This is a genomic window from Burkholderia sp. WSM2230, from assembly GCF_000472445.1.
In the GTDB taxonomy this organism is placed as follows: domain Bacteria; phylum Pseudomonadota; class Gammaproteobacteria; order Burkholderiales; family Burkholderiaceae; genus Paraburkholderia.
This window is the reverse complement of record NZ_AXAJ01000010.1, coordinates 209,327-224,239: the sequence shown is the minus strand read 5'-3', so window position 1 is coordinate 224,239 and position 14,913 is coordinate 209,327. Positions and strand designations below refer to the sequence as shown.

General features: G+C 63.6%; 12 protein-coding genes. 2 read left to right on the top strand and 10 right to left on the bottom strand.

Features of this window, described 5'->3' with window-relative positions; translation table 11 throughout:
- The 6 genes from A3AC_RS29410 to A3AC_RS0120305 all read right to left on the bottom strand — a co-directional run.
- Positions 1 to 726: FAD-dependent oxidoreductase (locus A3AC_RS29410; RefSeq protein WP_035475494.1), on the bottom strand; the 726-nt coding region annotated here is incomplete at its 3' end.
- A 380-nt stretch (positions 727 to 1,106) separates the two neighbouring features.
- Positions 1,107 to 2,441 (bottom strand): MFS transporter, encoded by a 1,335-nt coding sequence (locus tag A3AC_RS0120330; protein WP_025601068.1) that lies wholly within the window; start codon positions 2,439 to 2,441, stop codon positions 1,107 to 1,109.
- 423 nt (positions 2,442 to 2,864) lie between these two features.
- A complete protein-coding gene (locus tag A3AC_RS0120320; protein ID WP_025601067.1) occupies positions 2,865 to 4,250 on the bottom strand; it encodes a sigma-54-dependent transcriptional regulator in 1,386 nt (461 codons plus the stop codon).
- Positions 4,240 to 6,180, bottom strand: coding sequence for a sensor histidine kinase (locus tag A3AC_RS0120315; RefSeq protein WP_025601066.1), 1,941 nt, complete (start codon positions 6,178 to 6,180; stop codon positions 4,240 to 4,242). Before A3AC_RS0120315 ends, A3AC_RS0120320 begins: the two co-directional genes overlap by 11 nt.
- Entirely contained in the window at positions 6,170 to 7,546 is a 1,377-nt protein-coding gene (locus A3AC_RS0120310; RefSeq protein WP_051361662.1) for a 2-hydroxycarboxylate transporter family protein, read from the bottom strand. Before A3AC_RS0120310 ends, A3AC_RS0120315 begins: the two co-directional genes overlap by 11 nt.
- Positions 7,547 to 8,046: 500 nt before the next feature.
- A complete protein-coding gene (locus A3AC_RS0120305) occupies positions 8,047 to 8,880 on the bottom strand; it encodes an oxidoreductase (protein WP_025601064.1) in 834 nt (277 codons plus the stop codon).
- A gap of 166 nt (positions 8,881 to 9,046) precedes the next feature.
- On the opposite strand from A3AC_RS0120305, the gene A3AC_RS0120300 reads away from it, so the two are divergent.
- Together A3AC_RS0120300 and A3AC_RS0120295 are read left to right on the top strand one after the other, a co-directional pair.
- The gene (locus A3AC_RS0120300) at positions 9,047 to 9,958 is read left to right on the top strand and encodes an AraC family transcriptional regulator (protein ID WP_156924648.1); all 912 of its coding nucleotides are present in this window, start codon (positions 9,047 to 9,049) and stop codon (positions 9,956 to 9,958) included.
- Between the two features lie 169 nt (positions 9,959 to 10,127).
- Positions 10,128 to 11,135, top strand: a complete 1,008-nt coding sequence (locus A3AC_RS0120295; protein ID WP_025601062.1) for a sulfonate ABC transporter substrate-binding protein — start codon at positions 10,128 to 10,130, stop codon at positions 11,133 to 11,135.
- 96 nt (positions 11,136 to 11,231) lie between these two features.
- Here A3AC_RS0120295 and A3AC_RS0120290 read toward each other — a convergent pair whose 3' ends face one another.
- From A3AC_RS0120290 to A3AC_RS0120275, 4 genes are all read right to left on the bottom strand, one after another.
- Positions 11,232 to 11,705, bottom strand: coding sequence for a VOC family protein (locus A3AC_RS0120290; protein ID WP_025601061.1), 474 nt, complete (start codon positions 11,703 to 11,705; stop codon positions 11,232 to 11,234).
- A gap of 297 nt (positions 11,706 to 12,002) precedes the next feature.
- On the bottom strand, positions 12,003 to 13,664 hold the full coding sequence (locus A3AC_RS0120285) for a cation acetate symporter (RefSeq protein WP_025601060.1): 1,662 nt from the start codon (positions 13,662 to 13,664) through the stop codon (positions 12,003 to 12,005).
- Positions 13,661 to 13,966: a DUF485 domain-containing protein gene (locus tag A3AC_RS0120280; protein WP_025601059.1), complete on the bottom strand. Its 306-nt coding sequence runs from the start codon at positions 13,964 to 13,966 to the stop codon at positions 13,661 to 13,663. The genes A3AC_RS0120285 and A3AC_RS0120280 overlap by 4 nt, the downstream gene beginning before the upstream one ends.
- A gap of 376 nt (positions 13,967 to 14,342) precedes the next feature.
- A complete protein-coding gene (locus A3AC_RS0120275) occupies positions 14,343 to 14,768 on the bottom strand; it encodes an organic hydroperoxide resistance protein (RefSeq protein ID WP_025601058.1) in 426 nt (141 codons plus the stop codon).
- Between the last annotated feature and the right edge of the window lie 145 nt (positions 14,769 to 14,913).

Here is a 14,913-nt window from a genome sequence, read left to right as displayed (position 1 = left end):
GTCGCGCGGGCGGATGCCCGCCGAGAACACGATCATGTCGGTGTCCAGATGCGTGCCGTCCGCGAACTGCATGCGGTGCGTGCCTGCTTCGCCGTCGACGATCGCCGTGGTGTTCTTGTGCGTATGCACGCTCACGCCGAGTTCCTCGATCTTCGTGCGCAGCACCCGGCCGCCGCCTTCGTCGACCTGCACCGCCATCAGGCGCGGCGCGAATTCGACCACGTGCGTTTGCAGGCCCATGTCGCGCAGCGCCTTCGCGCATTCGAGACCGAGCAGGCCGCCGCCGACCACCGTGCCGGTCTTCGAGCGCGCGCCGCATTCCTGCATCGCCTCGAGGTCTTCAATAGTTCGGTAGACGAAGCAATCGCGCCGGTCGCGGCCCTGCACCGGCGGCACGAACGGCGATGAGCCGGTCGCGATCACGAGCTTGTCGTAGGAGAGCGTTTCACCCGTCGCAAGCGTGACCGTGCGTGCGTTCCGGTCGATGGAAACAGCCTTCGCGTTCAGCTTGAGCAGCACATTCTCGCGCTCGAAAAAGCCCGGCTCGACGAGCGAGAGGTCGTCCGCGGACTTGCCCGAAAAGAATTCGGACAGATGCACCCGGTCGTAGGCGGGACGCGGCTCCTCGCACAGCACGGTGATGTGCAGCGCGGAGCGCGGGTTGTCCACGAGACATTCGAGGAGCTTGTGCCCGACCATTCCGTGACCGATAACGACCACGTTCATAACAGAGGCTTCATTCGTTTGCGATGCGGTTCGCGACATGATGTGTCCGGCAATAAAAAAGCGTCCCGCGGATGCAATCGCTCATGCGACTGTATTCGGGGGACGCCGTTGTCCAAAACCAGTGCTCTAAAGACAGGGTGCTTGTTGCGTGGTGGCCGGATCGCCGTTGATCCGCAGCCTCGTTAATGCAAAGCCCATGCCATTAACCGGGAACCCCTTGAATGCCCCGCCCAGCGGGCTTGCAGCGGGTATCGCCGCACTCGTTGCTGCGCGGCCGGCCGACGCATTGCGATGCATGAAGGCGCGATGATGGTGCGACGCAGCACCTTCGGCGTGCAACGCGCGGCCGCGGAGATGCGCGATACGCGCCATCAAGTCCGCTAGTTCGCCACGCTCTGCGTACTCGCGGCGGCGAGCGCACGTTCCCTCAACGCAGCTTCGCGTGCCTTGTGTTCGCCGCTGAAGCGCACCGCCAACGCACACAGCGCCGACAGCGTGACGAGCACGCCGAGCGTCGCGAGCGTCTGCTGGATGCCGCCGATTCCCTTCATCAGAAAGCCGGCCGCCACTGCTCCGACATTGCCGCCCGCACCGATGATGCCCGCCACGCCGCCGAGCGCCTTGCGGTCGATGAACGGCACGAGCGCATATGTCGCGCCGCACGCCATGTGAGTGAAGAGCCCGAAAACCAGCATCGCGACGAGCGCCGGCGCGATGCTGTTCGCGTGCGCGAAACACATCAGGCCAAGCCCTTCGCCGACCATCAATACGCATAGCAGCGTGGAGCGCACTTCGAGGCCGCGCCGCGCGGCGGCCTTGTCCGATACCCAGCCGCCCAGCGCGCGCGCGAACAGCGCGAGCAGGCCGAAGCTGCCTGCGGCCATGCCGGCTTCTTTCAGCGACAGATGGAAATGGTCGACGTAATAGATGGCCGCGATGTTGTGAATGAACACCTCGACGCCGAAGCACGCCGCGTAAGTGATGAAGAGCATCCATACACGGTAGTTCGCGCAGGCCGCGCGAAAGCTCGCCCAGCCGCCCTTCTTGCCGCCTTCGATGGCAATGCCTTGCGCGCGCAGTTCGCTGAAGTTGCCTTGCGGGCAGTCCTGCGTGAAGCGCCAGTAGAACGCGGCCATGACCGGCATCGCGAGACCGGGAACGATGAGCGCCACGCGCCACGCGGACGACTCGCCCACGCCCAGCACGATGATCGCGGCGAGCAGCAACGGGATCAGCGCCTGCGCGGCGCCGGCGCCGGTGTTGCCCCAGCCGGCGGTCGTCGCGTTCGCGGTGCCGACCACGTTCGGCGCGAACATCATCGACGTGTGGTACTGCGTGATCACAAAGCTCGCGCCGACCGCGCCGATCAGCAGACGGCACAGCAGGAAGCTCTCGTAGCCCGTCGAAACGGCAGCGCCGAGCACCGGCAACGCACCTGTCAGCAACAGACCGGAGTACACCTTGCGCGGCCCGTAGCGATCGCACATCGGCCCGACCACGAGCCGCACAAGAATCGTGACGGCCACCGCGGCGATGTTGATGTTGGCGACCTGATCGGTGGAAAGACCGAACTCGCGCTTGATGAGCGGCATCAGCGGCGCGCAGGCGAACCACGCGAAAAAGCACACGAAGAAGGCCATCCACGTCAGATGGAAAGCGCGCATGGCGGGCGTGCGCAGGCTGAGGAGGTCTATGCGGGTTGCTCTATCTGCCATCGTCGTTCCAGAAACAAAAAAGCGTCCCGAGGAACCGGTCTGATGACTGGTTCCAGGGGACGCCGTTGTCCGAAGTTGGTTGTCGCTGCTTGTCAGTAAGGTGCTACGAATGCATTCGGGAAGAATCGCCTTTGATCCTTTGCGTGAGCACTATGCAAAGGCTATGCCATCAGACGCGACTGTCGGCTTAGTAAGGCTTCGCGCGAAAAAACGCGCATCGCCGTTCATTCAACGCGACGTGTTTTGACGCGTGCAGGCACAGCGATGGTGCGGGTTCACAGCAACGGGGCGTCGCGCCCGGACACTTCTGACGCAGTGAGCTTCTGCGCGCGACGCGTTTGAACAGGCAAATCGTTGTCTTTTGCGAAACGCATGACGAAGTCGAAGGCGTCGGCGAGACCGAGCGCAGCTGCGTGCTTGTCGCTATTCGCCTCCCGGGGGTGACCTGTCGACGTCGCTCTCCTCGCCCGGCACGTCGCGAGAGGCGATCTTGAGTTGGCGCAGCTTGTGATACAGCGTTTTTTTCGGCGTGCCCAGTTCGACGCTGGCTTCCGCCACGTTGCCGTTATGACGCCGCAACATGTCTTCTATCAGCATGCGTTCGAAGTACGCGAGCTGCTCGGCAAGCGTGCCGCCCTTGCTTGCGTTGCTGCCCGCGCTCAGCAGACTGTCGCCGGACAATCCCAGCACGAAGCGGTCTGCAACGTTCTGCAGCTCGCGCACGTTGCCGCGCCACGGATGCGTCATCAGTTCCGAAAGCTGCGAGGCCGAGACGATGGGCGCGGGCTGCCCGAAACGGCGCGCGGCCGCGAGCACGAAATGTTCGAAGAGCAAGGGCACGTCCTCGCGCCGTTCGCGCAAAGGCGGCAATTCGATCTGCGCGACGTTCAGGCGATACAGCAGGTCCGCGCGAAACTGGCCTTCGCTCGAAAGCTGCATGAGATCCGCCTTGGACGCGGCCACAATCCTGCAATCGACCGGTATCGGCTCGTTCGCGCCGAGGCGCTCCACGGTGCGTTCCTGAAGTACGCGCAGCATCTTGATCTGCAACGACACCGGCATCGTTTCGATCTCGTCGAGAAAAAGCGTGCCGCCATGCGCCCATTCGATCTTGCCGACGCGCTTCCTGATGGCGCCGGTGAAGGCGCCCGCTTCATGACCGAACAGCTCGCTTTCGAAAATCTGTTCCGGCAGGCCGCCGCAGTTGAGCGCAACGAAATGCTTGTCGCGTCTTGCGCCGAAATCGTGCAGGCTGCGCGCGATCAGCTCCTTGCCCGTGCCGGTCTCGCCGGTGATGAGAACCGACACCGAGGTATCTGCGAGACGCAGGATCTTCTTGCGCACCTCGGCCATTGCCGGCGACTTGCCGAGCACGAGCGCCTCGATGCCTTGCCAGTTGTGAAGCGCGGCGCGCAAGCCTTGCACTTCGAGCGTGAGACGGCGTTTTTCGACCGCCCGCGCCACTCTGCGCGCAATATGGTCCGACGAAAACGGCTTTTCGATGAAGTCATACGCGCCCACCTGCATGGCGCCGACCGCGGTGGAAATGTCCGCATGACCGCTGATCAGTACCACCGGAATCTGCGAGTCGATTGCCATCACCTTGTCGAGCAACTGCAAGCCGTCGATGCCCGGCATCCTCACATCCGACACGATCACGACAGGCGCGCCGGGCGCGACTTCGGCGAGCGCCTCCGCGGCGCCCGCGTAAGCGGACACGCGCAAGCCCGCGAGCTCGACGGCCTGCTGGACACCGAAGCGCACGTTCTCGTCGTCCTCCACGACGAGAACCCGGATTTCATCTCCCATCCACTACTCCCTTTGCTGACGCAAACTCGATATTGAAGCGCGCGCCGCCCTCGTCGCGATTGACGGCGGAAATCTTCGCGCCGAACGCTTCGACGATGCGCGAGGTGATCGCAAGCCCGAGCCCCAGACCATGACCCCGCGGCTTGGTCGTGACAAACGGTTCGAACAGGTGATCGAGCACTTGCTGCGCGATGCCGGGGCCGCTGTCGCCAATCGAGAAAAGCACGCGGGCCTTGTCGTCGGACTCGACTGCTTCGAGCACGATCACACGCTTCTCTTCGTTGCGGACCGCGTCGAGCGCATTGCCGAGCAGATTGACGATAACCTGCTGCAACTGGCTCGCCTCCGCGCACACCAGGGTGCCCGGCGCAATCCGCACGTCGAGCTGCACGGACTCGTCGCGAATCCGTGCATCGTAGATGAGCCGCGCGTGCGTGACCGCCTCGTTGAGCGACACCGCGACGCGCTCGACAACCGGCTTGCGCGCAAACGCTTTCAGTTCGCCAGTGAGCGCCGCCATGTTGTCGACCAGCCCCGACACGCGCTCGAGGTTGGTGATCGCATGCGCGGGCTGGTTCCGTTCGAAAAACGTGCGCGCGTTATCGCACAGCGTTCGGATCGCGACGAGCGGCTGACTCAACTCGTGCGTGAGACCCGCGGCCATCTGCCCGAGCACCGCGAGCTTGCCCGCATGCACGACTTCCTGCTGCGATTCGCGCAAGCGCTCTTCGGTGCGTTTGCGCTCGGCAATTTCCTGCTGCATCCGTTCGTTGGCTTGCGTGAGTGCCGCGGTACGCTGCGCGACGGTTGCCTCGAGCTCGTCGTTGGCGCGGCGCAATGCGTCCTGCGCTTTCAGCTTCTCGGCAATCGTGCGACGCCGCTGCACCGCATACAGCGCATAGAGCCCGGCGATCAGGAAGCCTCCTGTTACGAAGCCGAGCGCCAGTTCCTGCTGCCGCCGGGCGCTCGCGACGTCGAGAAGCACCATGATAGAGTCGCCCGCCTGCGGAGCGGGCCGCGACATCACCAGATAGCGCGTAGTGTGTCCAGGACGGCGCGGATCGGGAAAGCGGCCGAGCCACGCGCCCGTGCCCCACTCGCCGATGCGCTGATAATGCAGCGGTTCGACGTTGCGGCCCGCGTATTGCCGCGAGGCCTGAATATCGCGCTGCTGTTCCGACGTGATGGGCCGCAACGCGGTGAACTTCCACGCGGCCACGGTCGAAATGACGATCACGCCGTTGCGGTCTATCACCATCGCGGCCTCGCTCGGCCTGCGCCATGCCGACTCGAGTTCGTCGACGCTGACCTTGACCGCGGCCGCGCCTATCGGCGTGCCGCCGTCGCGTACGGCGCTGGCGAAGTAAAGCCCCGGAATGCCGGTATTCGTGCCGATGCCAAAGAAGCGCCCCGCGCCGCGCGCCAGCGCGTCCTTGAAGTAAGGCCGATACGAAACGTTGGTGCCGACGAAGCTCACCGGCTGATTCCAGTTGCTCGCGGCGATCACCGAGCCTTGCAGGTCGATCACGTCGACGGCGACGCTGCCCGCCTCCTGATTCACCGCTTCCAGATAGATATTGACGCTGTGCAGAAGCGCAGCGGAGGCGCGCGGCCCCGCAGCGAGCAACGCGCGCACGCTGTCCTGTCGCGCGACGATGGCGGGCATCGTCTCGAATCGCCCGAGTTCGCTTTTCAGGCTCGCGCCGTACAGGTCGAGCTGATGCGCGCCCGCCTCGGCGAGCCCGTCGATCGCGCGATTCCATGCGAGCTCGACCGCTGCCGCGGCCATGCCGGCATACAGCACAGCCGCAACCGCCCACGCCCACAGCGGTATCCCCTTTATTCTCACTTGATGTTCGACCTCGCGAAGACCCGATGCCCGACGACGCCACCTGCGCGCCGCACCGGAGCGCGACGCGTCAAACCCCATGCGCGAGCGCGATCAGCGTAACCGTGACGACGATAGCGCCGCCGATGCGCGTGGCGATCTGCGCGAACGGCATCAGTTGCATGCGGTTGGCTGCCGTGAGGATCGCGACGTCGCCGGTACCGCCCTGGCCGCTGTGACATGCGTTCACGATAGCGGTGTCGATAGGGTACATCTTAAGCTTGCGGGCAACCAGAAAACCGGTGCCCATTAGCGTCGCGACCGTTGCGACGATCGTCACGATGTTGGCGATGGTGAAGGCGGCGATCAGCTTGTCCCACGGCGTCATCGCGACGCCGATTGCGAACAGCAGCGGATACGTCACCGCGCTCGAGAAGAACTTGTAGACGACGAACGCGCCCTCCTGCAACTGCGGCGAGACTGCGCGCGCCAGTTTCACGAGCACCGCGAGGAACAGCATCGCGACCGGTGCGGGCAGGCCGAACAGGTTGCGGCACATCAGGCCGAGCAGATACAGCGTGATCGCGGTAATGCCGGCTGCCGCGATATGCGTGACGTCGATATGGCCGCGGATCTCTTCTTCACCGGGGGCCAGTTCGTCGCTCTCGCCGACTTGCAGACGCCCCTTGCCGGTGAGATGCGGCAAGCGCTTGCCGAGCATGTCGAGCGCGCCCGACAGGACGATCGCGGTGAGGCTGCCGAGCATGACGGGCGGCAGGACCTGCGCGAACAACTCGCCTTGCGGCAGGTGCATGATCTCCGCATAGCCCACCGACAGCGGAATCGCCCCTTCACCCACGCCGCCTGCCATGATCGGCACGACGATATAGAGCAACGTATGGCGCGCGCCGAGTCCGAATGCCGCGCCGACCGCAACGCCGACAATGGCCGCAGCCACCGAACCCAGAGCAAGCGGCACGAAGATCTTCACGAAGCCCCTGATCAGCACGCGCCGGTCCATGCTCAGAATACTGCCGACGATAATCGACGCGATGAACAGATACAGGAAGTTTGTCGACTTGGTGAACTCGGTGGTGAGATGAAGGATCGGCTTGGGCAGCACGTGGTAGTACGTGAGCGCCGAAGGCACGAAGGTCGCGCAGATCGCAGCCGCGCCGATGTTGCGCAGAAGCGGCAGGCGCTTGCCAAGCTCGGCGCAGGTGAAACCGAAGAACGCGAGCACCGCAATGGCCATCGAGATTTCGCCAGGCATCTTGCCCGTCACGGCAAAGCCGATAATCAGCGCCAGCAGAATGAAATAGACCGGCAACGGAATAATGCCGATCCGGTATTCCATCAGCTTCCACCAGCCTTCGGGCCAGAAGCGGGTGGTGGGTGAGGACTGCTGCGCGGCTTCGGGCGCGAGGGTCGGACGCGGATCGTCGTGGGTATGGGCGGGTGTGGACAAAACATGTCTCCTTGTCTTGGCGCGCCTCGGTGGCGTGGCGCGTCGCGTTTCGATGCGGATGTCGGCGCATCCGGCTGCGGCTTGTCGAGCCAGTAGTGGGCAAACAGCTGGGGGAAAACCCGGGCAAGCTGAAGGTGAAAATGAAGCGCGCGGCGTTAGCGTCGTGCTAGCCGGCTAAGCATATGCAGGGTCATGGATGTCTCCGTGGGATCTTGTGAATTGCGCTCAGGGCGCTCGTGGGTGCCTATAAGGCAAGGCCCATGCCAATCGCCGCCCTTTCCATCCGGATCGCAAGCCATTGATTTTACGACGAAACTTTGCGCGCGCACCGGCGCCGCAATGAGCGGATTCCGAGAGTTCAGAATTCGCACTTGCGGGCAGGCTGAGAGTTCAGCCGCGCCCGTGTGTTCGGGCGACTCGTGCAACAGGAGAAAAATGCGCCTCGGGCGGGATGCTCGGGCGCGGTAGAGTCAAGCTCGCAGTGAAGGTGAAGGTCGGGCTCAGCCGTCCGTGGAAAGCGTGACCGCTTCCCACGCCGCGATTTCGTCGGACAGTGCCGACAATTTCGCGCGTACGAGATCCAGCGCATCGCTTCCGAGCAGCAGATGCGCCGGCGGCCGCTCGGCCGCAATGGCAGCCAGCATCGCACGGGCGGCTTTCACCGGGTCGCCCAACTGCTTGCCGCTCTTCTCTTCGCGAGCCTTGCGCAACGGATCGAACAGCGCGTCGTAGTCGGAAATGGAGCGCGGCGTGCGTGACATAGAGCGCCCCGCCCAATCGGTGCGAAACGAGCCGGGCGCGACGGCGGTCACGTGAATACCCAATGGCCGCACTTCTTGCCCGAGAGCTTCGGAGATTCCCTCGAGCGCGAACTTGCTGCCGCAGTAGTACGAAATGCCGGGCATGGTGATGAAGCCGCCCATCGACGTGATGTTGAGAATGTGGCCGCGCCGGCGTTGGCGCATGCGGGGCAGCACGGCTTTCATCATCGCCACCGCGCCGAACACGTTCACCTCGAACTGCCGGCGCAGATCGGCAAGCGGCGCCTCTTCCATGACACCTTCGTGGCCATAGCCGGCATTGTTCACGAGTACGTCCACCGGCCCGACTCTTGCCTCGATATCGCCTACGACGCGCTCAATGTTGTCGAAGTCGGTCACGTCGAGCAGGCGGGCGAACGCCCTGCCCGGCGCGAGCGCCTCCAGCTCGGCGCTGGCCGCCTCGCTTCGCACGGTGCCAACCACACGATGACCTGCCTCTAGCGCCTCCCGCACCAACGCGCGGCCAAAGCCGCTGCTTGCGCCCGTAATGAGCAAAATCCTGTTCGATGCCATGACGTGCCTTTCCTGAAGTTAAACGGAAAGTGCATACTATTCTCTCGATCACACCAGTTTTAGGCCCAATCGCGGCTTTTTCTTGCCTGATTCTATGACCGTTCGAAGAGCGCAAAAGAACAACGGTGCCGCGCCGCGCACGCCTTCCCGCGAAGACCGCCAGACAATGACCGCGCTCGTGCGTGCGCTCGCCCCCGAGCAAGGCTATAACCTCACCGCGCTGCCGGGCGTGCGCATCCTGCGCTCGGACCGGAGCCTGTCGTCCACGCCGGTGCTGTATGACCCGGGGATCGTGATCGTCTGCCAGGGACGCAAGCGCGGCTATTTCGGCGATCAGCTCTATGTGTACGACGAGCAGCACTATCTGGCGGTGTCGGTGCCGGTGCCCTTTACGATGGAGACCGACGCCGATCCGCAGCATCCGCTGCTCGCGGTCTATCTGCATCTCGACTTCAAGCTGGCTGCGGAACTGATGGCGCAGATAGAAGGCCACTCGATGCCGCACAACGCACAGGCACCGCAAAGCATGATGTCGAGCCCCATCGACAAGCCGTTGCGCATCACCGTGCTGCGCCTGCTCGAAGCGCTGAACCGGCCGCTCGACGCAGCGGTTCTGGGCCCGTCGCTGCTGCGCGAGCTCTACTTCCGCGTGCTGACCGGCCCACAGGGCGATGCCATGCGCGCGGCGCTCGGCATGCACGGTCAGTTCGGCAAGATCGGCAAGGCACTGCGCCGCATCCATGCCGATTACGCTCGTGCGCTCGACCTCGCACTGCTCGCGCGCGAGGCCGGCATGAGCGTGCCCACGTTCCATGCGCATTTCAAGGCCGTCACGCATACATCGCCGATGCAGTACGTCAAATCCACGCGCCTGCATCAGGCCCGCTTGCTGATGCTGCGGCAGGACATGACCGCGGAAGCCGCGAGCGTGGCCGTCGGCTATGCGAGCACGTCGCAATTCAATCGCGAATTCAAGCGGCTTTTCGGACTCACGCCGGCTGCGGAGGCGCGGCGCATGCGCGCGAGCTTCGCGATTCCGCCCGCGCACGCCGGGTCCGAATACGTGTCTTCGCATTGAACCGGTAGACGGCCGTCACGCGGCAGCAACGCCATCTTCGATTCGCTGCTTTTCATATGCGCAAACATTGGTTGGATTTGCGTGTGCCTCGATTTAACGTCGCGAATTCAATGCGCACCATGAGCGCGCGGTTATCTCGCGGTTACCATCTATGCAAAGAGCAAAAGCGATGAGCACACGCAAAGATTCGATAGACACACGCAGGCGCCGCCTTCTGCATGGCGCCGCAGCGGGTTTGACGGGCGCGGCGCTCGGCGGCGTACTCGCGCCGATCGCGCCGTTCACAGGCGGCAGCGCGCATGCGCAGGCAGACAGCAAGCGCATTCGCATCGGCTTTCAGAAATACGGCAACTTCGTGGTGCTCAAGGCGCGCGGCACGCTCGAAAAGCGGCTGGCGAGCGAGGGTATCGCAGTGCAGTGGCTCGAGTTTCCCGCCGGGCCGCAATTGCTCGAAGGGCTGAATGCGGGCGCCGTCGATGTCGGCACCGTCGGGGAGACGCCGCCTATCTTCGCGCAGGCAGGACGCGTCGACTTCGTCTATATCGGCAACGAGCCGCCCGCGCCGCGCGGCGAAGCGATCGTCGTCCCGCACGATTCGCCGATTCGCACGGTCGCGCAATTGCGCGGCAAAAAGGTGGCATTCAACAAGGGCTCGAATGTCCATTTTCTGCTCGTGAAGGCACTGCAGCAGGCGGGGCTGTCCTACTCCGACATCGAGCCCGTCTACCTGACGCCCGCCGACGCGCGCGCGGCCTTCGTGCAAGGCAGCGTGGACGCGTGGGTGATCTGGGATCCGTATCTCGCCGCGATCGAACGGCAAGCGAATGCGCGCACTCTCGCGAATGGCGACGGGCTCGTGCGCAATACGCAGTACTACGTGGCGGCACGCAAGTTTGCGGCAGCCCAGCACAACGTGTTGAATGCGCTGCTGGAAGAGGTGAACTCAGTCGACACCTGGGGGCGCGAGAACGTGCCGCAGGTGGCGGCGCTGCTGTCGCCGCTCGTCGGCCTCGATGCGGCCACGCTCGAAGTCGCGCTCAGGCGCACCGGCTACGGCGTGCAGCCGATCACCGACGCGACCCTCGCCTATCAGCAGCAGATCGCCGACACATTCAGCGCGCTCAAGCTGATTCCTGGCAAGCTGAGCGTCGCGGACGCGCGCTGGAAAACGACCTGATGCGTTGATGATGCGATGAGTCCGGCGTGCTCGCGTTGCAGGGACGCCGGATGGGCCGGTCGGTCGGTGGCTTGGCGCGGCCTGGTCCAGCGCGGCCTAGCCCGCCGTCCCGGCATACGCCGCCCTCAGTGTGGCGACATCGAATTTGACCATCTTCATCATGGCCTCGGCCGCGCGCCGCGCCTTTTCCGCGTCGGGGTCGCCCATCATCGCGATTACGTCGGCCGGCGCAATCTGCCACGACACGCCGAAGCGGTCTTTCAGCCAGCCGCACGCTTCGGGCGCGCCGCCGCCTTCGAGCAGCGCGTCCCAGTACCGGTCGATTTCCGCCTGATCTGCGCAACTGACGAGAAGCGATACCGAGTGATTGAACGTGTCGTTGCCGCTCGAGCTCATCGCGTAGAAGGTCTGGCCGAACAGGACGAACTCCACGACCTTCGTCGCGCCGGCGCTCGGCACCGCCGTGACCCGGACGACGCGCGAGTCCGGAAAGATGCCTGTGTAGAAAGCCGCGGCCTCTTCGGCCTGGTTCGAATACCAGAGAAAAGGGGTGATCTTCTGAATCGTCATCGCGAGTCTCCTGTCAGTATCGGTCAGATGGCGGCCAACTGTATGCCGCTATAGGAACGACGAAGCAGGACCAGCGGAATCGACACGCCATGAAGAAATTTTTTTGCTTCTCTGTCAGTTCTTCTCTGCCGTGACGGCGCGGCCGCACCCGTCGCTCCATCGGAGCCGATTATAGGCAATGGCGCGTTTCGCGATTCCTCACCCAGCCGCCCACGCCGGCGCGACACGAGTCACCTGCCCGAATAGCGGCCGCCGCGCGTAACGCCGCGACCGCTCTCGATGCATGCGGCGCAAGATCTAGTGGCTCGCACCCTCCACCGCGCCGATTCCGGTTTCCGAACGCACCGCCTGGGCCTCGAAGCCGGCCTGGTCGATGCGTGCGCGCGCCGATTTGTCGGTGACCGAAAACACCCAGATACCGGCGAAGCCGATCGCCATGGAGAACAGCGCAGGCGACGCATACGGAAACGGCGCGCTCGCGAAGTGGAACACGTCGACCCATACCGCCTTCGAAAGCACAGTCAGCAGCACGGCTGACAGAAGGCCGAGAAAGCCGCCTATCGCCGCGCCACGCGTCGTGCAGCCGCGCCAGAGCACCGACAGGAACAGCACCGGGAAATTCGCCGAGGCCGCCACCGCAAACGCCAGCGAAACCATGAACGCGATGTTCTGCTTCTCGAACACGATGCCGAGCACCACTGCGACGATGCCGAGCACAACAGTCGTGATACGCGACACGAACAGCTCATTCGCGCTCGACGCCTTGCCATGCTTGAACACGGTCGCATACAGATCGTGCGACACGGCCGACGCGCCAGCGAGCGTGAGTCCCGCGACCACGGCGAGAATCGTCGCAAACGCAACCGCCGAAATAAAGCCGAGGAACACGTTGCCACCCACGGCGCTGGCCAGATGCACTGCCGCCATGTTGCTGCCGCCGAGCAGCTTGCCGGCCGTGTCCTTGAACATGGGATTGGTGCTCACGAGCACGATCGCACCAAAGCCGATGATAAACGTGAGAATGTAGAAATAGCCGATCCACGTAGTGGCCCAGAACACCGACTTGCGCGCTTCTTTCGCATTGGGCACGGTAAAGAAGCGCATCAGAATATGCGGCAGGCCGGCCGTGCCGAACATCAGCGCGATGCCGAAGGAGATTGCCGAGATCGGGTCCTTGATGAAGTTGCCCGGCGCCATGATCGAAGCCTTCTTCTCATGCACTTCAACAGCCTTCGCGAAGAGCGCCTCGGGGCTGAAATGAAACTGCCACAGCACCATGAAGGCCATGAACGACGCGCCCGCGAGCAGCAGGCACGCCTTGATGATCTGCACCCACGTCGTGGCGGTCATCCCGCCGAACAGCACATACACCATCATCAGCGCGCCGACGATCACCACCGCTATCCAGTACTCGAGCCCGAACAGCAGCTTGATGAGCTGGCCCGCGCCCACCATCTGCGCGATCAGGTAGAACGCGACCACGACGAGCGTGCCGGATGCGGCGAATGCGCGGATCGGACCTTGCTTGAAGCGGTACGCGGCCACGTCGGCGAAAGTGAAGCGGCCGAGATTGCGCAGCCGTTCCGCCATCAGGAAGGTGATGATCGGCCAGCCCACGAGAAAGCCGATCGAGTAGATGAGACCGTCGTAGCCGTTTGTGTAGACCGCAGCCGAAATGCCGAGGAACGAGGCGGCGGACATGAAGTCACCCGCAATCGCGAGGCCGTTCTGGAAGCCCGTGATGCCGCCGCCCGCCGTGTAGAACTCGGCCGCCGAACGCGTCTTTCGCGCAGCCCACCTGGTGATGAAAAGCGTCGCGATCACGAACGCGACGAACATGCAGATCGCGGTCCAGTTGGTCGCCTGCTTGACCGCCTGGCCGAGATCGGCACCCGCAGCAAAGCAAGCCGAAGAAGCGGCGAATAGCGCACTCGCAGTGATGAATCGGCGCATGTTCATGCAGCCTCCCGCTTGATCTGGTCGGTGAGTTCGTCGTATGCACTGTTCGCGCGCCGCACATAAAAGCCGGTGATCGCGACCGTGAACACGATCACGAAGAGCCCGATCGGCATGCCCCACGTGGTGACGCCCGCGCCGAGTTTCGCCGCGAGCACGCCCTTGTCGAACGCAATGAGCAGCACGTAGCCGTAGTAGACGATCAGCACGAGGGCCGTCAGCGTCCAACCGAGCCGCGAGCGCTTTCGCACCAGTTCGCGGTAGGCCGCGGTAGATCTGATCTTGTTCGCGAGTTCCAGGTCCAATCTCCATCTCCTGCATGAGTATTTTTCGCCGCGTGCAAAAGCGCCCTACTGCGGATGGGTCCGCAACGATGCGGGCATTTCTGTGCGTCGACTAGTTCGCTGGGAATGCAAGCCAATGCGCTCGCGCATGCGATGTGTTCTGGTTGTTTCGATGCGCTCGACGCTACGTTAAGAGCGGCCCCTTACCCGGTTCTTACGGCGAGCCTTTTCCTGTGGCGGGGTTTACACGGAGAGTGGCGCGAGCGCGCGTTACAGGCCGCGGCCGACTGGCGCAGCAGAAATGAAACGGGTTCCGGCGGCGCGAACCAGTCGCACTTTGAGCCGGAACCCGGGTTCAACACGTTTGACGATTGGCGAGAGAGCCTGAAGTGTTCCGTTAAACGATGGTCAGCGTCACGTCGATGTTGCCACGCGTTGCATTCGAATACGGGCAGACAATATGCGCCTTGTCGACGAGTGCCTGCGCGGCGTCGCGTGCCATGCCCGGCAAGGAGATCTTCAGTTCCACTTCAATGCCAAAGCCGCTGGGAATTGCGCCGATGCCGACGCTGCCGTCAATCGAGACGTCCGCGGGAATGGCAATCTTGTCGCGAGCGGCCACGAACTTCATCGCACCGAGGAAGCACGCGCTGTAGCCGGCCGCGAACAATTGCTCAGGGTTCGCACCGTCGCCGCCCGCACCGCCGAGCTCGCGCGGCGTGGTGAGTTTGAAGTCGAGCTTGCCTTCCGGCACGACGGCGCGGCCGTCGCGGCCTCCGGTAGCGTGAGCATGAGCGCGATACAGGACTTTTTCGATCGACATGGTGAAGCTCCTTATGAACAGGTTTGAAGTCGCCTATCTATACACCGATAGATGCGGATGCAAAACATGAGAGTGAAAATGTGCAGCTTTAAATCTACCGCCTGAATACATTCTATCTACTACAAGATAGACACTATGACAAACC